The organism is Bacillus sp. Y3, assembly GCF_008123875.1.
GTDB classification, from domain to species: domain Bacteria; phylum Bacillota; class Bacilli; order Bacillales; family Bacillaceae; genus Bacillus; species Bacillus altitudinis.
Genome location: NZ_VSSC01000004.1, coordinates 137074 through 159862, shown reverse-complemented (window position 1 = coordinate 159862; position 22789 = coordinate 137074). Strand labels below are relative to the sequence as shown.

23 protein-coding genes are annotated in these 22789 nt (G+C 39.9%); 13 read left to right on the top strand and 10 right to left on the bottom strand.

Going from position 1 to position 22789, the window contains the following annotated elements:
- Nucleotides 1-126 precede the first annotated feature (126 nt).
- On the top strand, nucleotides 127-1308 hold the full coding sequence (alr, locus tag FXF70_RS10465; protein ID WP_148780212.1) for an alanine racemase: 1182 nt from the start codon (nucleotides 127-129) through the stop codon (nucleotides 1306-1308).
- 77 nt (nucleotides 1309-1385) lie between these two features.
- Here alr and FXF70_RS10460 read toward each other — a convergent pair whose 3' ends face one another.
- On the bottom strand, nucleotides 1386-2498 hold the full coding sequence (locus FXF70_RS10460) for an NAD(P)-dependent alcohol dehydrogenase (protein WP_007498906.1): 1113 nt from the start codon (nucleotides 2496-2498) through the stop codon (nucleotides 1386-1388).
- Nucleotides 2499-2713: 215 nt separating this feature from the next.
- On the opposite strand from FXF70_RS10460, the gene FXF70_RS10455 reads away from it, so the two are divergent.
- From FXF70_RS10455 to hag (FXF70_RS10430), 6 genes are all read left to right on the top strand, one after another.
- On the top strand, nucleotides 2714-3328 hold the full coding sequence (locus tag FXF70_RS10455) for a TetR/AcrR family transcriptional regulator (RefSeq protein ID WP_148780211.1): 615 nt from the start codon (nucleotides 2714-2716) through the stop codon (nucleotides 3326-3328).
- 143 nt (nucleotides 3329-3471) lie between these two features.
- Nucleotides 3472-4953, top strand: a complete 1482-nt coding sequence (locus tag FXF70_RS10450) for a Kelch repeat-containing protein (RefSeq protein ID WP_148780210.1) — start codon at nucleotides 3472-3474, stop codon at nucleotides 4951-4953.
- Nucleotides 4954-5183: 230 nt separating this feature from the next.
- Nucleotides 5184-6086: a flagellin Hag gene (hag, locus tag FXF70_RS10445; protein WP_148780209.1), complete on the top strand. Its 903-nt coding sequence runs from the start codon at nucleotides 5184-5186 to the stop codon at nucleotides 6084-6086.
- A 274-nt stretch (nucleotides 6087-6360) separates the two neighbouring features.
- Nucleotides 6361-7281 (top strand): flagellin Hag, encoded by a 921-nt coding sequence (gene hag, locus FXF70_RS10440; protein WP_008346310.1) that lies wholly within the window; start codon nucleotides 6361-6363, stop codon nucleotides 7279-7281.
- A gap of 213 nt (nucleotides 7282-7494) precedes the next feature.
- A complete protein-coding gene (gene hag, locus FXF70_RS10435) occupies nucleotides 7495-8367 on the top strand; it encodes a flagellin Hag (protein WP_008346308.1) in 873 nt (290 codons plus the stop codon).
- A 289-nt stretch (nucleotides 8368-8656) separates the two neighbouring features.
- On the top strand, nucleotides 8657-9478 hold the full coding sequence (gene hag / locus FXF70_RS10430) for a flagellin Hag (RefSeq protein ID WP_008346306.1): 822 nt from the start codon (nucleotides 8657-8659) through the stop codon (nucleotides 9476-9478).
- Nucleotides 9479-9505: 27 nt separating this feature from the next.
- On the opposite strand, the gene FXF70_RS10425 is transcribed toward hag (FXF70_RS10430), so the two are convergent.
- Nucleotides 9506-10975: an NAD(P)/FAD-dependent oxidoreductase gene (locus FXF70_RS10425; protein WP_017359607.1), complete on the bottom strand. Its 1470-nt coding sequence runs from the start codon at nucleotides 10973-10975 to the stop codon at nucleotides 9506-9508.
- Nucleotides 10976-11196: 221 nt separating this feature from the next.
- Between FXF70_RS10425 and FXF70_RS10420 the strand changes: the two genes are divergently transcribed.
- On the top strand, nucleotides 11197-12021 hold the full coding sequence (locus FXF70_RS10420; protein WP_148780208.1) for a methyl-accepting chemotaxis protein: 825 nt from the start codon (nucleotides 11197-11199) through the stop codon (nucleotides 12019-12021).
- A gap of 39 nt (nucleotides 12022-12060) precedes the next feature.
- Here the strand turns inward: FXF70_RS10420 and FXF70_RS10415 are convergent, their stop codons facing one another.
- Nucleotides 12061-12432 (bottom strand): DUF5412 domain-containing protein, encoded by a 372-nt coding sequence (locus tag FXF70_RS10415; protein WP_017359605.1) that lies wholly within the window; start codon nucleotides 12430-12432, stop codon nucleotides 12061-12063.
- Between the two features lie 244 nt (nucleotides 12433-12676).
- Here FXF70_RS10415 and FXF70_RS10410 point away from each other — a divergent pair, with 244 nt between their 5' ends.
- Nucleotides 12677-13300 (top strand): poly-gamma-glutamate hydrolase family protein, encoded by a 624-nt coding sequence (locus FXF70_RS10410; protein ID WP_057079649.1) that lies wholly within the window; start codon nucleotides 12677-12679, stop codon nucleotides 13298-13300.
- Here the strand turns inward: FXF70_RS10410 and FXF70_RS10405 are convergent.
- Nucleotides 13291-13875: an ImmA/IrrE family metallo-endopeptidase gene (locus FXF70_RS10405; protein ID WP_057079648.1), complete on the bottom strand. Its 585-nt coding sequence runs from the start codon at nucleotides 13873-13875 to the stop codon at nucleotides 13291-13293. The two genes, FXF70_RS10410 and FXF70_RS10405, sit on opposite strands and share 10 nt — an antisense overlap.
- Before the next feature lie 311 nt (nucleotides 13876-14186).
- Between FXF70_RS10405 and FXF70_RS10400 the strand changes: the two genes are divergently transcribed.
- Nucleotides 14187-15086, top strand: a complete 900-nt coding sequence (locus tag FXF70_RS10400) for an N-acetylmuramoyl-L-alanine amidase (protein WP_079920023.1) — start codon at nucleotides 14187-14189, stop codon at nucleotides 15084-15086.
- Here FXF70_RS10400 and FXF70_RS19235 read toward each other — a convergent pair.
- From FXF70_RS19235 to FXF70_RS10375, 6 genes are all read right to left on the bottom strand, one after another.
- Complete coding sequence (locus tag FXF70_RS19235; protein WP_255201815.1) at nucleotides 15075-15206, bottom strand: hypothetical protein; 132 nt, start codon at nucleotides 15204-15206, stop codon at nucleotides 15075-15077. The two genes, FXF70_RS10400 and FXF70_RS19235, sit on opposite strands and share 12 nt — an antisense overlap.
- A 99-nt stretch (nucleotides 15207-15305) precedes the next feature.
- Nucleotides 15306-15482 carry a type II toxin-antitoxin system SpoIISB family antitoxin gene (locus FXF70_RS10395; protein ID WP_008346289.1) on the bottom strand — a complete coding sequence of 59 codons (177 nt, stop codon included), beginning with the start codon at nucleotides 15480-15482 and terminating at the stop codon, nucleotides 15306-15308.
- Nucleotides 15451-16221 (bottom strand): type II toxin-antitoxin system SpoIISA family toxin, encoded by a 771-nt coding sequence (locus FXF70_RS10390; protein WP_019743468.1) that lies wholly within the window; start codon nucleotides 16219-16221, stop codon nucleotides 15451-15453. The genes FXF70_RS10395 and FXF70_RS10390 overlap by 32 nt, the downstream gene beginning before the upstream one ends.
- A 138-nt stretch (nucleotides 16222-16359) precedes the next feature.
- Nucleotides 16360-17358 carry an inorganic phosphate transporter gene (locus FXF70_RS10385; RefSeq protein WP_017359158.1) on the bottom strand — a complete coding sequence of 333 codons (999 nt, stop codon included), beginning with the start codon at nucleotides 17356-17358 and terminating at the stop codon, nucleotides 16360-16362.
- Between the two features lie 15 nt (nucleotides 17359-17373).
- Nucleotides 17374-17991: a DUF47 domain-containing protein gene (locus FXF70_RS10380; RefSeq protein WP_017359157.1), complete on the bottom strand. Its 618-nt coding sequence runs from the start codon at nucleotides 17989-17991 to the stop codon at nucleotides 17374-17376.
- A gap of 206 nt (nucleotides 17992-18197) precedes the next feature.
- Nucleotides 18198-18656 (bottom strand): ASCH domain-containing protein, encoded by a 459-nt coding sequence (locus FXF70_RS10375; RefSeq protein WP_129548243.1) that lies wholly within the window; start codon nucleotides 18654-18656, stop codon nucleotides 18198-18200.
- A gap of 227 nt (nucleotides 18657-18883) precedes the next feature.
- Here FXF70_RS10375 and ggt point away from each other — a divergent pair, with 227 nt between their 5' ends.
- The 3 genes from ggt (at nucleotide 18884) to cysT (ending at nucleotide 22789) form a co-directional block, all read left to right on the top strand.
- Nucleotides 18884-20638, top strand: coding sequence for a gamma-glutamyltransferase (gene ggt / locus FXF70_RS10370; protein ID WP_148780207.1), 1755 nt, complete (start codon nucleotides 18884-18886; stop codon nucleotides 20636-20638).
- A 280-nt stretch (nucleotides 20639-20918) separates the two neighbouring features.
- Nucleotides 20919-21932, top strand: coding sequence for a sulfate ABC transporter substrate-binding protein (locus FXF70_RS10365; protein WP_395947862.1), 1014 nt, complete (start codon nucleotides 20919-20921; stop codon nucleotides 21930-21932).
- 11 nt (nucleotides 21933-21943) lie between these two features.
- Nucleotides 21944-22789, top strand: coding sequence for a sulfate ABC transporter permease subunit CysT (gene cysT, locus FXF70_RS10360; protein WP_148780205.1), 846 nt, complete (start codon nucleotides 21944-21946; stop codon nucleotides 22787-22789).

Below are 22789 nucleotides of genomic sequence, written 5' to 3'. Positions count from 1 at the left end.
ATCAAGTTAAAGCCAGTCCAGTCATTGTAGTTGAATGTTTTTCTCAAAAATGAATAAAGATAGACTAGACACGAAAACGAACAACATTGATATTGAAATGACTCATGTGATGAGGAGGAAGCATACATGCAAAAGCTTTGCAGGGAAGTCTGGATTGAAGTCAATCTTGATGCGATTAAAAGAAATATCGAAGCCATTCAAGCGCATATTCCAAAGAAGAGTAAGATCATGGCCGTCGTGAAGGCGAATGCTTATGGACACGGTTCAGTGGAGGTAGCGCGGCAGGCACTAGAAAGCGGTGCGACGGAGCTCGCAGTTGCTAGCTTAGAGGAAGGCATTGTGCTGCGAAGAGCAAAAATTGAAGCGCCGATTTTGGTTCTTGGATTTACACCGCTCGACTGTGTGAAAAGGGCCGCAGCCTGGAGAATTGATCTATCTGGCCTTCGTGAAGATTGGATTGCTCAAGCAAATGAGATCTTAGCGGAAGAAGAAAGCCAGCGCCGGCTTGGGATTCATGTCAATGTTGACACAGGGATGGGGCGATTAGGTGTACGGACAAAGGAAGAGCTGTTAGCGGTGGTGAAGGCGCTTGAAAAGAGTGAAAACCTGAGGTGGGATGGAATATTTACGCATTTCTCCACTGCGGATGAGCCTGACCCTGATTTCACGTTGCTGCAGCACAGCATCTTCATTGATTTTCTTCGGTTTTTGAAAGAAGAAGGGATCAAACTGCCGACCGTACATATGAACAATACAGCTGCTTCGATTGCGTTTCCTGAATTTAGTGCCGATATGATCCGGCTTGGTATCGGACTTTATGGATTGTATCCCTCGCAATATATTCAAAGCTTAGACGCTGTTCAGCTAGAGCCCGCTCTCAGTTTAAAAGCAAGAATTGCGTTCGTGAAGAAAATGGTGACAAAACCAAGAACCGTCAGCTATGGGGCAACCTATGTGGCAAAGCCTGACGAAGTCATTGCGACCATACCGATTGGCTATGCAGATGGATACTCACGTGCTTTATCCAATCGAGGCTTTATGCTTTTCCGCGGAGAAAGAATGCCGATTGCGGGCCGAGTCACAATGGATATGACCATGATCAGCTTAGGAGAGATGAAAGCAAAGCAAGGCGAGGAAGTCGTCATTTATGGCCGTCAAAAGGGCGGAGAAATTTCTGTTGATGAAATTGCTGAAATGCTCAATACGATTAACTATGAAGTCATTGCAACATTAAGCCGCCGTGTTCCAAGGTTTTATCGTCGAGGCGGGAAGATTATTAAAATATCGACGCCGGTGATGTATGTGTGAAGGTAAGGACAGCATGAAAGTCCAAAAATCCCCCTTTATATGGAAAGGGAGATTTTGGTTTCATGTCTTATTTCGGCTTAAGCTCGATATTCTTTATCTAAAATAAGAATTGGTTTAATCGTAGATCCGTTTTTAGAATCTTCAAAAGCTTGTTCAATCTCTTCTAATTCGTAGAATTTTGCTAGTTTCTCAACTGGGAATTGTCCATTTTTAAAGAACTTGACTAGTTTAGGAATGAATAGTTGAGGAACGGCATCTCCTTCTATCACACCTTTTAACGTGAGCGCATTGAGCATGAGATCATTGGTCACATTAAACGTTAAATCGCGTTTTCCTACTGCTACTGTTGCACAAGTTCCTTTGACACGCAGGCAGTGAAGGGCAGCTAGTGTGACTTCTGGTACTCCAGTTGTTTCAAATGAGTAATGTGCCCCTTTTCCTTCTGTGATCTCCTTAACTTTTTCAGCTGGATTCTCATGTTTACTGTTGATGACATGTGTTGCACCTAATTCTTTTGCTAGCTCAAGGCGGCTATCATGGATATCAACGGCAATAATTGGATCACAGCCTGCAATTTTTGCTGCCATTAACCCACTTAAACCAACAGCGCCTGTACCGAACACAACAAAGCTTGTACCTGGAGCTGGAGCAAGTGAATTAAGGACAGTACCGCTCCCAGTCATTAAGCCGCAGCCGAATGGTCCTAAATAACGTAAATCAGTTTCTTTGTCTACTTTTACCACATTTTTCTCATCAACCGTTGCATATGTACCAAATGACGATTGACCAAAAAATTGTGATACATCTTGATGATCATGTGTATGGATAGGCGTTTCATTATGTTTATTACGACCAGAAAAATTCAGTGGAATCATGTTTTCACATCCACCAGCGTTCCCGTCAAGACAATTATGGCAATGACCGCAATAAGCGAAACCTAGTACAACGTGGTCTCCTTCTTGAACGGTTGTGACATTAGAACCTGCTTTCACGACAATACCAGAGCCTTCATGTCCTAATAAAGCAGGACGCGGGACAGGGAGCGTGCCATCTAATACAGTGGCATCCGTATGACAAACGCCAGATGCAACGATTTTGACAAGCACTTCATCTGCTTTTGGATCATCTAGTAATAGTGTTTGTTTCTCGAAATCTTTTTCATTTGTTGTGACCATCGCTTGAATTTCCATATCATGTGCCCTCACTTTTTGTATAGTATGATATTCTGAAGAAAGGTTAGATCAAATGTCACAAAAAATTCATTTCTTTATGACTAAGTTGATTGTAGGACGAAAGATTTTCCGTTTCAATCAGCAAAAAATCTTTTTTGTATAGGTTTTCAACACAAATGAATTTATGTATCTCTAATCAACATTTTTTAAAAAGTGTCTAAAGGAGGGGCCCCATGATCAAAAAAGAGGATCGTCGTGTTGAGCGAACAAAAGAAACACTTCGTCAAACATTCAAAATACTAGTAAAAGAAAAAGGATATTCGCACGTAAAAGTGAAGGATATTGTGGAAGAGGCAAACTATAATCGGACGACATTTTATGTGCATTATGAAAGTAAAGATGAAGTAGCAGCAGATGTTATTCACCGGGAAATGGTCGATTTCGAATATGAATTTTGTAAGCCGACTCGTGAAAATCCACTGTTGGATTTAACTCGCATGAAACCAGAGGGCACCGATGTATTTCAATATATCGTTGAAAATCGCGACTATTATGATTTATTAGTGATGGAAGACCGAATTCCCCACATACAAGAACAATTGCTGAAGAAAATACAATATATCTTCAAAAATAGAATGTCATTTGTGAGTGATCAGTATGAAGAAATCAACGACAGTTATTTTGTCCAGTATCGTTCATACGGGATCTTTGGTTTTATCATTGAATGGATCAGAAATGACTACAATGCATCTCCCTCAGAAATGGCACGCCGTATTATCAATTTATTATATATTCAATCCTCACTTATGATTCAGTTGAAAGATGAAGAAGCGATTATGAAAAGGTAATGTCATATAATTGATATATGTAGAAAGATATTAATAGAAATAAGAGCGTCCTAAATTTATGACAGGCACAACGGTAAAAATTAAATTTTATTACAAATATGTCGATAAAAGGAGGGGAATTTAAGAGATGGAGGAAAGAAACGATGAAAAAAGGATTATTTTTAGTGCTTTTGACCATTTTTATGATGGTCACAATTCATCAGTTAAAAGCTCATGCAGCTGAGACAAATGGTTGGACGAAGCGAACGGACTTACCGGAAGAGCGTATCGGAGCAAGTGTAGGTGTAGTTGACGGAAAAATATATGTATTCGGTGGAGCTAGCCAGCAGTCTAAGTTCAATGATTCAACATATATGTATGATCCTAAAACTGATTCGTGGACAGAAAAATCAGCGATGCCTAGGTCAAGAACAGGTGCTGCTTATGCGACAGTAGATAAAAAAATCTATGTCATTGGCGGTCTCTATGAAACGACTAAAACAGTTCATAGAACTATGGATGTTTATGATACAGAACTTGACCAATGGACAGAAGAACCGATTAAGATGCCTGATAAATTTATATATACATCCTATACAACAGGTGCCTTACGAGCTGTTACAGTTGGAGAAAAGATTTTTATCGTATCCTCTTTATCATCCTATAAAGAAAATTTTTATTCCTATGATACGGTAAGTGGAGAGTGGGAATCTTTAGATAGTTCCCTATTAGTGAATCACCAAGGTAGAAGTATTTCAGAAATAAATGGGAAAATATATATTGCTGGTGGTGAGGCTAATGTTAGCCGAGGGAAAGATAAAGACATTTTAGAATATGATAGGTCGCTAGGGAAGTGGCAACGCTTAAAGGATGTGCAATTAAATTCTTTTGCCTATGAAGCTGCATATGCGACATATAATCATAAACTATTTATCATTGGTGGACAGCAAATTGGTGATAGATCTAGCAAATTATTAAAACAAGTTCAAATATTTGATCCAAAAACTGGTCAAGTTAAAGATTCTTTATATGAAATCCCTGAAGGTAGAGTTGGATCTGTGGCAGTTATTGCTGATGATCAATTATATGTTATTGGTGGAAGAGACTATGCTGAATCAATTGGTAGTCATTCTGTCAAAAACAATTTTAAATCTGTTATCTCTATTCCATTAAAAGATCTGCAAAAAGTGTCAACGGATCAGGAGGAAACAAAACCAGATGATGGTACAACCGAAGAACCGAAAGATCAGGACGGGACACAGCCAGATGATGATACAACCGAAGAACCGAAAGATCAGGACGGAACAAAGCCAGGTGATGGTACAACAGAAGAGCCAAAAGATCAGGACGGAACAAAACCTGGTGATGGATCAACCGAAGAACCGAAAGATCAGGATGGAACAAAGCCAGGGGAAGAATCAACAAAAGGTATACTTTCAATTACTATGATAAACGGACTGCAAAAGGATTATCTGCTCTCAATGAAAGAAATCAACAATTTTCTTAACTGGTACAAAGAAAGAAGCTTTGGAATTGGGATGAACTTCTATGAAATCAATGATGAGCATAATAAAGGGCCTTTTACAAGTAAGAAGGATTATGTGGTGTACCAAAATATCCTAATGTTTGATATCAAACAATACTGATATTCATATAATGAAAAAACTGCTGGTGAAAGATCAGCAGTTTTTGTTTTTGTGAAATTGTTAAAATTAGGACTAATATCATTAAAAATGCGTTATTTTTTAAAAAATCTGTTAAACATCCTATAACCATGTCCGATATTAAAATTGACAGGGGTGATAAGCCCTAGAACGAAGGACTTTTTTCAGACAAGGACGTCTGTCAGGTCCCACATACATGGAGGTAATAGGAAATGAGAATTAACCACAATATCGCAGCACTTAACACATTAAACCGTTTGTCTGCAAACAACGGTGCGAGCCAAAAGAATATGGAGAAACTTTCTTCTGGTCTTAAAATCAACCGTGCAGGAGATGACGCAGCAGGTCTAGCGATCTCTGAAAAAATGCGTGGACAAATCCGCGGATTAGAAATGGCTTCAAAAAACGCCCAAGATGGTATCTCACTTATCCAAACAGCTGAAGGTGCATTGACTGAAACTCACTCAATCCTTCAACGTGTACGTGAGCTTGTTGTTCAAGCTGGAAACACGGGTACACAAGACGATACAGATCTTGGTGCAATTCAAGAAGAAATCAAGAACCTTGTCCAAGAAATTGGTAATGGTTCTGAGAAGAATGGTATCTCTGATCGTACTGAGTTCAACGGTAAAAAATTGTTGAATGGTGCTTTCGCTAATGGTACAGCTACTTTAACTTTCCAAATCGGTGCAAATAAAGCACAAAAATTAGAAGTAAATATCGAAGCAATGTCTTCTGATAAAATTGGTGCTACTCAACCAGATGGAACTCTTGTAACTGGTCAAGCGGTCTCTAACATTGATGTTACACAATTCGCTGCTGCTACACCAACACTTACATTTGATCAGCAACTAGACATCGTAGATGGTGCAATCGAACAAGTTTCAAATCAACGTTCTAAACTAGGTGCGGTTCAAAACCGTCTAGAGCACACGATCAACAACCTTGGTGCTTCTGGTGAAAACTTAACAGCTGCTGAGTCTCGTATTCGCGACGTTGACATGGCGAAAGAAATGAGTGAGTTCACTAAGAACAACATTCTTTCTCAAGCTTCACAAGCAATGCTTGCACAAGCGAACCAACAGCCACAAAACGTACTTCAATTACTTCGTTAATGACAGGCCCCTTTATGGGGCTTTTTTGTTTTGTTCCTATTCACTTTAATACAGGTTATGTGCTCATCACTTGAACGAAGAGAATAATAGAAATCTATTTAAAACTAAATGGTGAATAAAGATATGTAAAATCGATCAATATATATTAAAAAATGTTAAACTTCCTATGAAATAATCCGATAAAAGAATTGTCAGGGTTGATAAGCCCTAGAATAAAGGACTTTTTTCAGACAAGGATGTCTGTCAGGTCCCACATACATGGAGGTAATAGGAAATGAGAATTAACCACAATATCGCAGCACTTAACACACTGAACCGTTTATCTGCAAACAACGGTGCAAGCCAAAAGAACATGGAGAAACTTTCTTCTGGTCTTAAAATCAACCGTGCAGGAGATGACGCAGCAGGTCTAGCAATCTCTGAGAAAATGCGTGGGCAAATCCGCGGATTAGAAATGGCTACTAAGAACGCACAAGACGGTATCTCTCTTATCCAAACGGCTGAGGGTGCATTGACTGAAACTCACTCAATCCTTCAACGTGTTCGTGAACTAGTGGTTCAAGCTGGAAACACGGGTACACAAGACGATACAGATCTTGGTGCAATTCAAGAGGAAATCAAGAACCTTGTCCAAGAAATTGGAAATGGTACTGATAAAAACGGTATCTCTGATCGTACAGAATTTAACGGAAAGAAATTACTTGACGGTACGTTCAGCGCAGCTGGTGCTACACCAAAATCATTAACTTTCCAAATTGGTGCAAATAAAGCACAAAAATTAGAAGTTAATATTGAAGCAATGTCTTCTACAGCACTTGGTGCGGTTGATCCCGGTACTGGTGCTCTTATTGCAGACCACGCAGTAGCTGACATCGATGTAACACAATTTGCTGATCCAGCTGCTGCTGGCGCACTTTCTTTTGATGATCAATTAGATATCGTTGATGGGGCGATCAAACAAGTATCTGACCAACGTTCTAAACTCGGTGCAGTTCAAAACCGTCTAGAGCACACAATCAACAACCTTGGTGCTTCTGGTGAAAACTTAACAGCTGCTGAGTCTCGTATCCGTGACGTTGACATGGCGAAAGAAATGAGTGAGTTCACAAAGAACAACATTCTTTCTCAAGCTTCACAAGCAATGCTTGCACAAGCAAACCAACAACCACAAAACGTACTTCAATTACTACGTTAATGAAGAGCCCTTTATGGGGCTTTTTTTGTTTCCTAACTTCATACAGTTCATAAAACTGAATATGTTAAAATGCGATAAAAAATATTAAAGAATGTTAAACTTCCTATAAAATAAACCGATAATACACTTGTCAGGGTATATAGACCCTAGAAAAAAGGACTTTTTTCAGACAAGGACGTCTGTCAGGTCCCGCATACATGGAGGTAATAGGAAATGAGAATTAACCACAATATCGCAGCACTTAACACATTAAACCGTTTGTCTGCAAACAACGGTGCGAGCCAAAAGAACATGGAGAAACTTTCTTCTGGTCTTAAAATCAACCGTGCAGGAGATGACGCAGCAGGTCTAGCAATCTCTGAGAAAATGCGTGGGCAAATCCGCGGATTAGAAATGGCGTCTAAAAACGCACAAGACGGTATCTCACTTATCCAAACAGCTGAGGGTGCATTGACTGAAACACACTCAATCCTTCAACGTGTTCGTGAACTAGTGGTTCAAGCTGGAAACACGGGTACACAAGACGATACAGATCTTGGTGCAATTCAAGAGGAAATCAACAACCTTATCAAAGAAATCGGTGGCGGAACGGATGGAAATGGAATTTCTGATCGTACTGAATTCAACGGTAAAAAATTGTTGAATGGCGACTTTGAAACAGATACATTAACATTCCAAATTGGTGCAAACAAAGCTCAAAAATTAGATGTGAACATCAAAGCGATGTCTGCTGATAAAATTGGAACAGATCCAACTGACGCTACTAAAACAGTATCTGCTATTAAAGTAACTGATTTTGCAACAACTAGTTTCGATGATCAACTAGATATCGTTGACAATGCAATTAAACAAGTATCAGACCAACGTTCTAAACTTGGAGCAGTCCAAAACCGTCTAGAGCACACAATCAACAACCTTGGTGCTTCTGGTGAAAACTTAACAGCTGCTGAGTCTCGTATCCGTGACGTTGACATGGCGAAAGAAATGAGTGAGTTCACAAAGAACAACATTCTTTCTCAAGCTTCACAAGCAATGCTTGCACAAGCAAACCAACAACCACAAAACGTACTTCAATTACTACGTTAATGAAAGGCCCCTTGATGGGGCTTTTTTTTATGCTGTTTTTTCCTTCACATTTTCTCCAGTCTTATGATTCTTAAATCCCTCTGATAAATCATGAAAAATGACCTTTAAATTTGGCATACTCTAGCGAAACGATCATAATGAGTAAGTCTTTTTCCTTATTTATTCCTTTTTTGTTAAACATATTCCATTAAAGTTCGATAAATGGATTGTAAGGCTTACAAAAAAATTCTAATTTAGAACTTTTAGACATGGATGTCTAATTGGTTCAAACACATGGAGGTCATTTAATATGAGAATTAACCACAATATCGCAGCACTTAACACACTGAACCGTTTGTCTGCAAATAATGGAGCAGGGCAAAAGAACATGGAGAAGCTTTCTTCTGGTCTTCGTATCAACCGTGCAGGAGATGACGCAGCAGGTCTTGCGATTTCTGAAAAAATGCGTGGACAAATCCGGGGGTTAGAAATGGCGTCTAAAAACGCACAAGATGGTATTTCTCTTATTCAAACAGCTGAAGGTGCATTAACTGAAACACATGCGATTCTTCAACGTATGCGTGAGTTGACAGTTCAAGCGGGTAACGTAGGTACACAGCAGACTGAGGATTTAACGGCGATTCAAGATGAGATTAAAGCACTTGTTGAAGAGATTGATGGTATCTCAAGCCGCACAGCATTTAACGGAAAGAACCTTTTAAATGGAGATGTTACAGACGGATTCCAATTCCAAATTGGTGCGAACAAGGAACAACATATTATTGTTGAAATTGGCAAAATGGATGCAGAAACATTAACAGTTAAAGATATTGATGTAAGTGTTGATGGCTTCAATTTCGATACTGAAATTGAAAAAATCGATGCGGCAATCGGCGCTGTATCTAAACAACGTTCATCACTTGGGGCGGTCCAAAACCGTCTAGAGCACACAATCAACAACCTTGGTGCTTCTGCTGAAAACTTAACAGCTGCTGAGTCTCGTATTCGCGACGTTGACATGGCGAAAGAAATGAGTGAGTTCACTAAGAACAACATTCTTTCTCAAGCTTCACAAGCAATGCTTGCACAAGCGAACCAACAGCCACAAAACGTACTTCAATTATTACGTTAATTAAAAGCCCCCGTTGAGGGGCTTTTTTTATGTTGATTTTAGCAATTGATGTAATTGAAAGTCTGGAACAGCTTCGTAGAAGAAAGCTTGATTTAATTCATCATTCTTTTGATCCCACCTCTGCCACCAGTGGCCGACCTCACCAGTGGAGTCAGCTTGAATCATGTCTTGCAGCTGCTCTAGGTTGATGATGTTTCTCGGTTCTATTAAGAATGAATGCATACGATGATATGCCTCAAGGTATTTAGTTTGTTTTGTTTGAACGGCATATTGTACATAATAATTGAAAAATTCTTGTACAAATGTCAGATGGGGAATGGGGGTTCCTTTTAACTCGACGCCTTCCCATGCCATATCCGCAATTGCACAAAGCCACCAGCCAAGTTCATTGGCGTGCTGCATTTGTTGTAAGGTATGCCGTTCAAAAGAAATAAGCTCATTTTCTTGTGCTTGTTTGAGCATACGCTCAAGTGTCTGTGCCTCAAGAGCTGCCTTTGTCATTCCCTGACCATGTATTGGATCTAATGTGCATAAGGCATCACCCATGACCAATAAACCGCTTGGCCAATCTTCCATTTGTTCATAGTGGTTTCTGACACAAGCCGGAACTCTAAATCCTTTTGGTTTCGTATAGGGAATTAAATGAGTGATGGCTTCTGCTATCGAGGGATTGGTCAGCCTAGCGGTCTCTGCATCAAACTGATCAGCGTCCGTTGTTGGATAATGAGAGCCGCCAGCTGCTGAGAGAAGAACCGCTACTAAATCATGATCTACTCGTTCAAACAGTCCTGTTGGAATTTTCTTATTTGGCTGTCCAACGATGACCATTGGTTCCAGATTCGGTGCCTCAGGTGGTATTTGGTAGTATCTTGTGCTATAGCCAAGAGACACGATTAGCTCATCTGTCTGCGGCAAGGTTCGCCCTGCGCTTTTCAGCCATTTTGGCAATTTAGACATTCTTCCAGACGTATCAATGACTAAGTCCGCACTTATTTTGTTGATGATTCCAGGCTTTATCCTCCGATCTTTGACCTGTAATCCACTCACTTTAGTCGTTTCTTCTTCAAAAAGAAGAGCGATCGCTTCATGTTTTTCTAAAAATTGAACACGTTCCTCACGTAACATTCTTTGCATCAGCACCCACTCTAGCATGGCACGTCGTGTGACAGCTGTTTCTTCAGTATCGGTGAGTACTAACTCGCCATCTTTTGTCAAAAATCGAGATGTCTGATGCCATGTGTTGTACCCGCCCATTTCGAGTAATTCTTTTGTATAACCAGGAAATAGACGTTCCACTATTTGTTTGCCTAGTGGCAGCATTCTATGTGGATGAAAAGCTTGAGGCGTGCCAAGACGATTCTCAGGAGAGTCTGGCAATTCGTCCTTTTCAATAATCAATACTTCAAGGTAAAAACTTGATAAAACCTTTGCAGCGAGCATTCCCGTTATTCCGCCTCCGATGACGATCGCCCGCTCATACTTCATGGGTTGTGTCACAACATGCGCCTCCAGTGAATATATAAAATGGTTACATGACCATTTCATCATATGTTGATTTTATAAGTATAGCAAATTCTCGTTTTTTTGAATATAGAAAGGAATTGGCATACTTTTTACTCGTAAATATGAAAAAAACTTCAATCTTGATCATTATTTTTAAAAAATAATAATCAAATTTGAGAGGAATGACCGATAAATACATTAAGGGGGTAGAGAGAATGGATATACTACAGAGTATTGTAACCGCAGCACCTTATATGATGAAGATTTTAAAAGATGAAGTGACGATGGGTGTCATTGATCGAGAAAAATTCTTGCTGTATTTGCCATCAAAAGATGTGGATTTTCAAATACGGACAGGAGATCCCATTAAACCAGATGATCAGAATATGAAAAATGCGCTTAGAGGAGAAACATCAAGTACATTCGTACCTGAATCGGTGTATGGGACGCCTTTAAATGCAATGGGATTGCCGATTTTCGATGAAAATCAACAAGTCATTGGTGCAATCGCTTTAGGTTTTCCACTTAAAAATCAAATAGAACTTGAGGCGTATATGGAGTCATTGAACGACATCATTCAAAGTATTCAAGAAAAAGTACATGTGGTGGCGGCTCATTCAGAAGAGCTCTCTGCGACAAGTGAGGAAATGACATTACAAACACAGCAAACACTTGAAAGCTCGAAAAAAACTTCAGATATTACTAAAATGATCAAAGGTATCTCTAAACAAACGAGTTTGCTAGGATTGAATGCTTCAATTGAAGCGGCCAGGGCAGGAAAAGAGGGAGCGGGTTTTAGTGTGGTAGCAAGCGAGGTTCAAAAGCTCTCAAGCGAAACCTCACGTGCAACGGAAAATATAGAAAGCTCATTACAAGGGATTTCCTCTAATATACATACATTACTTGAGAGTATGGGCCATATGAAAGGGTCATCTTCAGAACAAGCCCAACTTGTGATGGAGTTTAGTGAAATTGTAGACCGGTTGACGACGGTTAGTAAAGAAATGAAAGAATTTATGCAAAAGGTGATGTCAACGTAAAAAACGAATCCAAAAAGGGTTCGTTTTTTTGCTGGCTCGTTATTTTCTGTTTTTCTGATCAAAGCGATAATCGTATGTTTCACCTTTGACCACATTTAAAAACTCATGTCCAATTTGAACGAGCTGTGCATTTTCCCATTTAATCAGAGGATCTTTATCAGGGTACTTCCAGTAGATTGTTTTCTTGTGATGGGTGAGCTTGTTTTCAATTTCTGCTCTGACCGCATTCTCTTTTAGCTTTCCTCCGCTATGTCGATATGTGTTAATGGTATAGGTTCCATCAGGTGATGATATCGAGCGGATGAATGTTCCGTGAGACACGCCTTGAAGAGAGAAGCATTTCCAGTAAATAATTCCGGCGAAGCTAAGACATAAGATGGCAAGGATGATGGTGGTTTTCTTTTTAAACATGAATTCCTCCAAGTGTAGATCGCAATATTCTAATATATGAGAGAGATGACAAAAAGATTCATATAGTCCAAAAGTTCTATTCATTTCAATTATCGGTCATTTTTTCTCAACATTCAACAGTTAGCCCGTAAAGATAAGGAAAATTTAAGGATGCATTCAGATCACACTGGTCATTCGAAAACACTTTACAAAAGAATTTGCGATCAGTAGACTTATGCTCATATAGAGAAATGGGGCAGATGGAATGAATCAAATCATAGATACGTATCAAAATTATGAAGAGCTTTCCGCTCATGAAAGAAAAGGGGTCGACTATCAAATTCTTCATCAGCGGAAAGGGGATCAGCTTCTCGTCCTGTCACCTCATGCGGGCGGAATTGAATCTGGTGTGAGCGAGCTGGTCCATGAAGTAGCAACCGATTATTCTATGTATTTATTCGAGGGCCTTAAAGTGAAAGGCAATCATGTTCTTCATATTACGAGCACACGTTTTGATGAGCCGATTTGTCTTTCTCAAGTGCATACACATCATTATACGTTTGCACTCCACGGCTATGGAGAAACAGATGTCCTACAAACTTTAGTTGGCGGTACCGACAGGGAAAAAGCTGCTGAAACAGTGAAGTGTCTCACACAAAATGGCTTCCATGCCTTGCTTTTATCTGAATCGGATCAATTTGCTGGAACACATCCTCAAAATATTAATAATCAATGCCTCACAGGAAAAAGTGTTCAAATTGAAATTAGCCAAGCTCAGAGAAGAGCTTTCTTTCAAGACTTTAGGCGGAGCCGTAGGCGTGATACACAAACCGAACAATTTTATCAATACACAAATGCGCTGAAACAAGTGTTAAGCCTTTATGAATAAACTTCTGACGTCACGTGTGCTGACGCTTTTGTTTGATATGTAGCTTCATTTTCTGCCACCTTGCCGGCTCTCATTAAATAAGAAGTAAATTCTTTTTGAAATTGAATGCCGGCTCTTCGCTGTTCAAATAGAGCAAGCCGTTTTTCAGCAAAAGCCCGAGTGACATGAAATGTTTGAGCAATATGCAAAATGGCTTGCTGCCTAAGGTTTGGGAGCGTCATTTGCAGCAGCATAAAAGTCGGAACACAAAAATGATACATGAATTGTTTTGCTTGAAACTCTTGCAGTTCTCGAAAGAGCTTGTGCATGTTAAAGTGGTTGCCTGTATGCTTCAGCACATGACAAAGCTCGTGGGCGAAATCCTGCCACTGTTCTTCAGACGATAAGGCTCTGTTTAAAATAATACTGTAAAGACCTTGATGTTTGATCATCATGCTGCCAGTATCCTCGTAGTGTACCCATACATGAAATTCAGCTGCGATCCTATGCATGTCTACATAGGCAGGACCGCTTATTTGCAGTTGAGTGTATAACCGTTTAATATCTTCTTCTAAATGGGTTAAAAAATAAGTCATGTCAAAACCTCCATACAAACGTATGTTCTATTTTTGCCGTAAAAGAAAAGTCCATATAGGACTAAATGGCTAATAAAGCTATCGCTTACTTTTTATATCGGCTTATTTTTAACAATTTTAACATAAAATCAAAGAAAATTGGAAGTTTTTCCTGTTTTTTATTCTAATTTTTTATTTTTTACAAAGATAAAACGGCGATTGAATTCAAATTCTACCATAGTCTTATGACGAAAACAAACAAATTTGTCTTACGTTTGCCACCGATTGATGAGCAAGATCAAACATCAATTTAGCAAAAAGGAGTGCAAAACATGGTACAAATTTATCAAGATTTTATTCCAGTTGGAAACGGAAATCGGCCAGGATATGCTATGACGCCGCTTTATGTAACTGTGCATAACACAGCCAATACATCTAAGGGAGCTGACGCAAAAAGTCATGCGGCATATGTCAAACGCTCAACAACAGAGGTAAGCTGGCACTTCACAGTGGATGACCGGGAAATTTTTCAGCATCTCCCTTTAAATGAAAATGGGTGGCATGCTGGGGATGGGCATGGAGATGGCAACCGAAAATCGATTGGCATTGAAATTTGTGAAAATGAGGACGGAAACTTTCAACAAGCTGTCAAACATGCCCAGTGGCTTATTCAAAAGCTTTTAAAAGAACATGGCATTCCATTAGCAAATGTGGTGACGCATCAGCATTGGTCAGGAAAAACATGTCCACGTCTGCTGCTAGCTACATGGGATGAATTTAAAAGAGGAATTGAGACTGCAGGTGATCCGGAAACGGTTATCACATATGTGGTGAAAAGCGGGGATACGCTAACGAGTATTGCCAAAGCCCATGGTGTCACAGTGAGTGATTTACAGACATGGAATCAGATTAGTGACCCAAACATGATTCGAGTTGGACAAGTTCTCAAGATTTATCATGCAGAAGAAAAGCTCAGTTATGAACTGCCGGATGGGGTGTTAAAGGTGACATCACCTCTGACAAAGGGGGAGCATGTACGTCTCGTCCAAAAAGCGCTTGCTGCTGTGTATTTTTATCCTGATAAAACAGCTGTAGATAAGGGCATTGATGGCGTTTATGGGGAAAAAACAGCCAATGCCGTCGCGCGATTTCAACTGATGAATGGTCTAACAAGTGATGGAGTATACGGTCCTAAAACAAAAGTGAAGTTGCTTCAACTATTAAATCAGTGAGTCTTTCTTTTTGGCCGCTTGAATGACGGCTTCACTTTTTTCATGTAATCGGCAGATATAAGGGGATGGCTTAAATTCAGCAAACTGAACATACCTCAATTGTTTAAGTTTCTTTTTCATATTGGCACCTCAATCGTTGCAGCAGTTGGTTTTATTGTATGCAAGTAGATGTGAAAACGGAAGTAGGACGCGGATAAAGTTCCGCGTCCTTTAGTGTAATCAAGCTTTTTTATTTTTATACTCATCTAGGAGCTGTTCATTCTTTTTGAAAATACGCTCCGTATGGGGACTTACTTTGTAATCAGCCATACTAATATGGCGCTTTTTCTTTAAAATCTTAAATGGGTTTTTCTTGCGATTGTTATTATCCCCTTGAAGTGCGTGTTCCATCTTCATCACCTTCCTCTTCGTCAGGCAAGATTAGGTCATAAATCGTTGTAAGTGAAGTCATTAATAAATAGTCGAATTCAGTGACAATATCCTCAGAGGTCAGCTTAATCACAAAGTGTGCATCCGCTACTGAAAACGGGATGAGAACCAATTTGCCGAAATCATCGTAATACACTTCCTGCCTGTCAAGCTTTGCTTGAATAAGTGCTCTCTGATCAAGTGTCCGCAGCAGGTCATCTTTTTGCTCCTGCGTATCATAAGGACAAAGAACTGCTTGAATATTCATTTTTTCTGCAAAAGAATAGATCAGTCGTTCAATTCCCTCTATATATGCTTCTATACTTCCATAATATACATGGATCGGTTCATTTTTCAATAGGTATTGGTACGTTTTTAGTTTATTGAGGTAAGAATGAAGCAGGTCGTTATTTTGTTCTAGGAGTTGATGGGTGTCGGTTTCAAGTTCATGATTTCCAAGTTTTTTAATATAGGAGCTGAGGAAAATAAAGGCATCAGTTAATGCGAAAAAAACAGCAATAATCAGGTAGTGCATCCAATCGGTGAAGATTGAAGCAGGGTCATTTGTCCAGTATACAACAGCACCCGCTACATAAATCCAATACCACGTTTTACGAATCGCAAACATCTTTTCTTTTACTTTTTGTTCAAAGCGCCATACCGCAAATACATATACAGCAAGAGCACCTAGCAATAACCAAACAGTCAATTGAAAAAATAATAGCATGTTCTTCTCTCCCATAGACAGATGGATACTTATTTATTTCTATGGATATGATTGGAAACCCTGCTTCATGAAAAAATGGCTTGCAGAAAAAGAGGATGCAAACAAATAAAAAAAGACCTGTTAGACAGGTCTTTGATATTAAAGAATCGCATTTAACACAAAGTATATAAGTGCCCCTAGAGTTCCCGAAATCGGTAATGTGATCACCCAAGTGACAAGCATACGTTTTGCCGTACCCCAGTTGACCCCTTTTACTCTATGTGCAGAACCTACACCTAGAATAGAAGATGAGATCACGTGAGTGGTACTAACCGGTAAGTGAATAAATGTTGCACCGAAGATAATAGCTGCACCCGTTAAGTCTGCAGATACTCCGTTTACTGGACGAATCTTCATGATTTTACCGCCGACTGTTTTAATAATCTTCCAGCCGCCAATAGACGTACCAAGTCCCATTGCAAGCGCACAAGAGAATTGTACCCAGAAAGGAATGTCGTCTGTTGTATGCAAATTACCTGCAATTAAAGCCATCGTAATAATTCCCATCGCTTTTTGCGCATCGTTTGTTCCGTGGGTATACGATTGCAGTGCAGCCGTTAAAATTTGAACACGTCGGAATTGTTTATTTGTTTTTGCGAGATTATTGTTTCGGAATATAATTTTGATAATGGTATACACGATATATCCCAAAACAAAAGCCAGGATAGGTGAGAGCAAAAGTGCTTGAATGATTTTAATGAATCCCGAATAGTTTAAAGCGCCAAAACCAGCAGAGGCAATAACAGCTCCTGCAATTGATCCGATCAGTGCATGTGAAGAACTACTCGGAATCCCGTAATACCAAGTAAGCAAGTTCCAAGTAATCGCTGCAATTAAAGCAGCCAAAATGACGACAGATCCGTTTTGAAGTGTAAAAGGATCTGCGATGTCTTTTGTAATGGACTTTGCCACACCTGTAAATGTCATTGCTCCTAAGAAGTTCATAAACGCTGCCATAATAATAGCATGTCTTGGCTTTAACGCCTTTGTTGAAACTGAAGTAGCAATGGCATTTGCTGTATCGTGGAATCCGTTAATGAAATCAAAAGCAAGTGCACAAATGACAATAAGTATGGTAAGGATGAGTAATGTATCCATGTTTAACTAACCCCGTTACGCATTCTTCATAATGATTGTTTCTAGATTGTTGGCAACACTTTGACAGGAATCTGCGATTTCTTCAAGTGTTTCGTAAATTTCTTTGTATTGAATGACCTTAATTGGATCTGTTTCTTTTCCAAACAAGTTCTTTAGTGATTTGCGGTGAAGATTGTCACAATTATGCTCAATCTCTTTAATTTTGATTGCGTGCGGATGAATATCTTTCAAGCGATTATCAGCCAGTAATTCAATAGTCGTTAAAATTTCTTTCGCACATTCTCTGATGTAGTGGCTGAATTTGTCGATATGTTCGTCAGAGCTTGTAATTGAATAAATTTCTAAAGTTGCTGAAAAATGCTCAATGCCGTCTAAAACATCGTCGAGGCTATTCGTCAATTGAAGAATGTCTTCACGTTCAATCGGTGTAATAAAGGCTTTATTCAGCTCTTTAATCATGGTATGAACATGATTATCACCTTTTGTCTCATATTCCTTCAATGTGTCAGAAAATTCTTTCAGAGTGGTTTGATTTGTTACTTTATAGCTAACAAAATACTCAGCAGTTTCATCTAAATTTTTAGCAATTTCCGTTAACAAGACGGAAAACTTGTCTTTTTTCCTTTTTAACATGTAAAAACCCTCCATTGTATAAATGAGACAATGCACACATCAAATAATTATATATTCTTTTGTCGAAAAAAAACAGGTGTAGTCGAAAATTTCTTCACTTTTTCTATTTGATCTTATTCTGACCTAAAGATGTGATCTCAACTCACCTTTTTCAGAAAGGGGAAAAGAAAGCAAAAAAGCGGACCATTTTTGGCACCGCTTAAACGTTAAGAAGCTGAATAAACAAGCTTAAACCGCTCACAAACAAGAAGCATATCTTCCTTAAATGTTAATCCGTACGGCTTAAGGGCTTCTGTGAAAAATTCTTCATGTTCTTTGTACCAATAGTCATATGAAAGATCGCCTTCACCTTCTGCTTTTGCAAATGATTCAGGAACCTCATTCATTGGCGTGATATCTACTTGTGTGATCTCTATGATGGCTTTTGGTTCCTCCTGGCTGTCCAAAATGACCGCATATTGACCGGGTTTTGGAAGAGGCTCTTGTTCTTTTTCGTAAAAAAGGTATCCAGAACAAGTGGCTGTTTTTTTTCCTTGTTGTACAAGGTCAAGCAAGTGATCTGGATCTGCGCCAAATGCCCAAGCAGAAACAGAGGCGTGATCAGGAGTTTTTCCTGATTTTTCTTCCCAATAAGATTCCCAAAATAAAGTGCTTTTGTGGTTCATCCTTTTTCCCCCTTTGTTATGAGTTTATTATATCGTGAAGTTTCAAACTTGGAAATTGTATGTCTTTATTACTACGAACTGTGCATGTCATATGTTTTGAAAACATGCGTTTTGTTTGGCAGATATAGGATGATAGAATGAAAAATTTTGAAATTTTAGAATAATCTATTGTATTCTGGTCAAGAAGTCGGTAAGGTCAAAGTAAGAATATGGAAGGGGTGTTGTTCATGAAACGCATTTCTCTAACTGTTTTGTCCATATGTCTGTTTGTTTTCTCGTTTTTCCTGCCGGTCAGCCAAGTCACTGCAAACGAAACTCATGGGAATAAAGTAGCTGTTGGTAAAGATGGTATGGTGGCTACTGCACATCCGCTTGCATCGGAGATTGGTGCTGACGTATTGAAAAAAGGTGGGAACGCAGTGGATGCTGCTGTTGCCATTCAGTACGCACTTAACGTAACAGAGCCAATGATGTCAGGAATTGGCGGTGGCGGATTTATGATGGTTTATGATGGGAAAACAAAGGAAACTTCCATCATCAATAGCAGAGAGCGAGCACCACAGGGCGCAACACCTGACATGTTTTTAACAGATGATGGAAAAGTGATTCCGTTTGCTGAGCGATCTACACATGGAAATGCGGTAGGTGTTCCAGGGACTGTAAAAGGTCTTGAAGCTGCATTAGATAAGTGGGGTACTCGTTCTATGAAGGAATTGATTGAGCCCTCCATTCAACTTGCAGAAGATGGTTTTAAAATTGATTCTGTCTTGGCAAAAGCGATTGATGATCATCAAGGAAAATTGAAAAAAACGGCCGCAGCGCCAATTTTTCTTCCGAATGATCAGCCGCTCGAAGAAGGAGATCTGCTTGTCCAGCCAGGTCTTGCAAAAACATTTAAACTCATTGCGAAAAAAGGAAGCAAAGCGTTTTATGAAGGGAAAGTAGCAAAGGCACTTGCAAATACAGTTCAAGATTTTGGCGGGACGATGACTTCAAAAGATATCAAACGTTATGAAGTCAAGACTGACAAGCCAATCTGGGGAGACTATAAAGGATATCAGCTTGCAAGCATGCCTCCACCAAGCTCAGGCGGGGTGTTTATGCTACAAATTCTCAAAATACTTGACCATTTTAACCTGTCTCAGTATGACCCCAAATCATTCGAAAAATATCAGCTGCTTGCTGAAACAATGCACCTCTCCTATGCTGACAGAGCCGCATATGCCGGCGACCCCGAATTCGTAGATGTTCCACTAAAAGGACTACTAGACGATGATTACATTTCAGAAAGAGCCTCTCTCATTCAATTAGATCAAATGAATCGCAGCCCGAAAGAAGGAGATCCTTGGGCATATGAGGATGAGAAAAATCCATCCCCAATTGTTCCTCAGCCAGAAGATAAAACCATCGGTGAGACGACCCATTTCACTGTTGCAGATCAGTGGGGAAATGTTGTGTCATTTACAACAACCATTGAACAATTATTTGGTACAGGGATTCTTGTTCCAGAGTATGGATTTTTCTTAAATAATGAACTAACTGATTTTGATGCACGACCTGGCGGTGCAAATGAAGTCCAGCCAAATAAACGTCCATTATCAAGTATGACCCCGACGATCATTTTTAAAGATGGAGAGCCTGTCATGACTGTTGGATCTCCTGGTGGAACGACGATCATTGCTTCTGTTTCACAGACGATTCTCAATTTACTTGAATATGACATGGAGCTTCAGGATGCGGTAGAAGAGCCAAGAATCTACACAAACAGCTTAACTTCGTATCGTTATGAAGTAGGTGTCCCTCTAGATGTAAGAACAAAGTTAAATGATATGGGTCACCAGTTTGGCAGTTCCCCTATTGATATAGGGAATGTGCAAGCTTTACTGATTGATCGAAAAGCAGGGACATTCACTGGAGTAGCTGATTCAACGAGAAATGGAACTGCTGTTGGTGTCAATCTAAAGGTAGCTGCAGATCAATAGCATTTCCCGGGAAAAGGAGCGCCTCATCAAGACGGCGTTTCTTTTGTGTTTTCATTAAAATAAAAACAAAGTTGACACCTGTGAATAGTTTGAATAATATATAGACTAACATCAATCATACATAGCTGATCGGACAACCGAAGGCTCTTGGCATTGACGTACAGGACTTTTTTGTACTTCAATCGCTGAGGGCCTTTTTTGCGTATAGAACTGAAAACGGCAAGGTTGGTGTCACTATTCAATGTGAAAGGGAGCGGATAACATGAAAAAAATGATATGGATGTCTATTGCGATGACACTTTTCATCATCACAAGTGCTGCATGCTCAAATGCGAATGAAGCCTCAAAGCAAAAGGGAAAGATTGAGCTGTTGAATGTGTCATACGATCCTACACGTGAATTGTATCAGGAATACAATCAAGCCTTTCAGACTTATTGGAAAGACAAAACCGGTGAAGATGTGACGATACAGCAGTCTCATGGAGGGTCAGGTAAGCAGGGGAGATCGATTATTGATGGACTCGAAGCAGACGTGGCTACACTTGCTCTTGGGTACGACATTGATGCCATTGCAGATCGAGGGCTACTTTCAAAGGATTGGCAAAAAGAATTTCCGAATCAGTCCACACCTTATACGTCTACGATTGTGTTTCTTGTGAAGAAAGGGAACCCCAAAAAAATTAAAGACTGGGATGACTTGATTCAGCCAGGTGTATCCATCATCACACCTAATCCAAAAACGTCAGGCGGTGCAAGATGGAATTATTTAGCCGCATGGGCATATGCCGATAAAACCTTTCATGGGGATGAAGAAAAAACGAAGGATTTTGTGAAAAAGTTATATGAGCATGTCGAGGTGCTCGATTCAGGTGCTCGCGGCGCCACAACAACTTTTGTCGAGCGCGGTCTTGGTGACGTGTTAATTGCTTGGGAAAATGAAGCCTATTTGACACTGCATGAATTAGGCAAAGACAAATTTGAGATTGTCAGTCCCTCCATTAGTATTCTAGCAGAGCCGCCCGTTGCCGTTGTCGACCAAAATGTGAAACGAAAAGGAACAGAGAAAGTGGCAAAGGCTTATTTAGATTATTTGTATTCTAAAAAAGGACAGGAAATTGCGGCGAAAAACTATTATCGACCAAGAAATCAAGAAGTGCTAAACAAATATAAAGATCAATTTAAAGAGATTGATATGGTGACCATTGATCAGGCATTTGGCGGATGGCGAAAGGCGCAGAAAAGATTTTTTGATGATGGCGGATTATTTGATCAAATATATAGCGGACAAAAATAGGGGGCGACGTGATGAAGAAAGGCTATACTGCCGCCAATAAAAGAAAACGTGTATTGCCTGGATTCGGGCTGAGTCTCGGAGTGACACTTGTTTATGTCAGTGCGATTGTCGTGATTCCTTTATCTATGGTATTTATTTGGACGGCTTCATTAGGAGCAGAAGGAATTTGGAATGTCTTTAGTGATGCGCGGGTGCTAAAGTCGCTGCAGCTTACGGTTACGACTTCTTTTGCAGCTGCACTCATCAATGCAGGTTTCGGTGTACTGATCGCATGGGTTCTCACGCGGTACTCGTTTCCAGGAAAGAACATCCTGGATGCCCTCATCGATTTGCCGTTTGCTCTTCCAACGGCAGTGGCTGGCATCGCTTTGACGACTCTATATTCTCCGAATGGGTGGATTGGGCAATTTTTGCATGTGAAGGTGGCTTACACCCCGCTCGGTATTATTTTGGCACTGATTTTTATTGGCATTCCATTTGTCATAAGAACGGTTCAACCGGTCATTGAGGGGCTTGAGCAGGAAGTGGAAGAGGCCGCAACCATACTTGGTGCTACAAGAAAACAGACCTTTTTTCATGTACTGCTGCCTGCCTTGTTTCCAGCGGTGCTGACTGGATTTTCTCTTGCATTTGCAAGAGCACTCGGTGAATATGGCTCCGTTGTGTTTATAGCGGGAAATATTCCGTTTAAAACAGAGATTACACCACTGATGATCATGTCTAAGCTTGAGCAGTATGATTATCAAGGTGCCGCAGCCATTGCCTGTTTCATGCTGCTCTTATCATTTGTCATTTTGTTATTGATTCACGGATTGCAGTGGTTTGTCGAGCGGAAAAAACAAGTGGAAGTGAGGTGA

Coding starts and splice junctions, on each gene's coding strand:
- alr (WP_148780212.1), top strand. CDS start 127: ATGCAAAAGCTTTGCAGGGAAGTCTGGATTGAAGTCAATCTTGATGCG.
- FXF70_RS10460 (WP_007498906.1), bottom strand. CDS start 2,498: ATGGAAATTCAAGCGATGGTCACAACAAATGAAAAAGATTTCGAGAAA.
- FXF70_RS10455 (WP_148780211.1), top strand. CDS start 2,714: ATGATCAAAAAAGAGGATCGTCGTGTTGAGCGAACAAAAGAAACACTT.
- FXF70_RS10450 (WP_148780210.1), top strand. CDS start 3,472: ATGAAAAAAGGATTATTTTTAGTGCTTTTGACCATTTTTATGATGGTC.
- hag (WP_148780209.1), top strand. CDS start 5,184: ATGAGAATTAACCACAATATCGCAGCACTTAACACATTAAACCGTTTG.
- hag (WP_008346310.1), top strand. CDS start 6,361: ATGAGAATTAACCACAATATCGCAGCACTTAACACACTGAACCGTTTA.
- hag (WP_008346308.1), top strand. CDS start 7,495: ATGAGAATTAACCACAATATCGCAGCACTTAACACATTAAACCGTTTG.
- hag (WP_008346306.1), top strand. CDS start 8,657: ATGAGAATTAACCACAATATCGCAGCACTTAACACACTGAACCGTTTG.
- FXF70_RS10420 (WP_148780208.1), top strand. CDS start 11,197: ATGGATATACTACAGAGTATTGTAACCGCAGCACCTTATATGATGAAG.
- FXF70_RS10415 (WP_017359605.1), bottom strand. CDS start 12,432: ATGTTTAAAAAGAAAACCACCATCATCCTTGCCATCTTATGTCTTAGC.
- FXF70_RS10410 (WP_057079649.1), top strand. CDS start 12,677: ATGAATCAAATCATAGATACGTATCAAAATTATGAAGAGCTTTCCGCT.
- FXF70_RS10405 (WP_057079648.1), bottom strand. CDS start 13,875: ATGACTTATTTTTTAACCCATTTAGAAGAAGATATTAAACGGTTATAC.
- FXF70_RS10400 (WP_079920023.1), top strand. CDS start 14,187: ATGGTACAAATTTATCAAGATTTTATTCCAGTTGGAAACGGAAATCGG.
- FXF70_RS19235 (WP_255201815.1), bottom strand. CDS start 15,206: ATGAAAAAGAAACTTAAACAATTGAGGTATGTTCAGTTTGCTGAATTT.
- FXF70_RS10395 (WP_008346289.1), bottom strand. CDS start 15,482: ATGAAGATGGAACACGCACTTCAAGGGGATAATAACAATCGCAAGAAA.
- FXF70_RS10390 (WP_019743468.1), bottom strand. CDS start 16,221: ATGCTATTATTTTTTCAATTGACTGTTTGGTTATTGCTAGGTGCTCTT.
- FXF70_RS10385 (WP_017359158.1), bottom strand. CDS start 17,358: ATGGATACATTACTCATCCTTACCATACTTATTGTCATTTGTGCACTT.
- FXF70_RS10380 (WP_017359157.1), bottom strand. CDS start 17,991: ATGTTAAAAAGGAAAAAAGACAAGTTTTCCGTCTTGTTAACGGAAATT.
- FXF70_RS10375 (WP_129548243.1), bottom strand. CDS start 18,656: ATGAACCACAAAAGCACTTTATTTTGGGAATCTTATTGGGAAGAAAAA.
- ggt (WP_148780207.1), top strand. CDS start 18,884: ATGAAACGCATTTCTCTAACTGTTTTGTCCATATGTCTGTTTGTTTTC.
- FXF70_RS10365 (WP_395947862.1), top strand. CDS start 20,919: ATGTCTATTGCGATGACACTTTTCATCATCACAAGTGCTGCATGCTCA.
- cysT (WP_148780205.1), top strand. CDS start 21,944: ATGAAGAAAGGCTATACTGCCGCCAATAAAAGAAAACGTGTATTGCCT.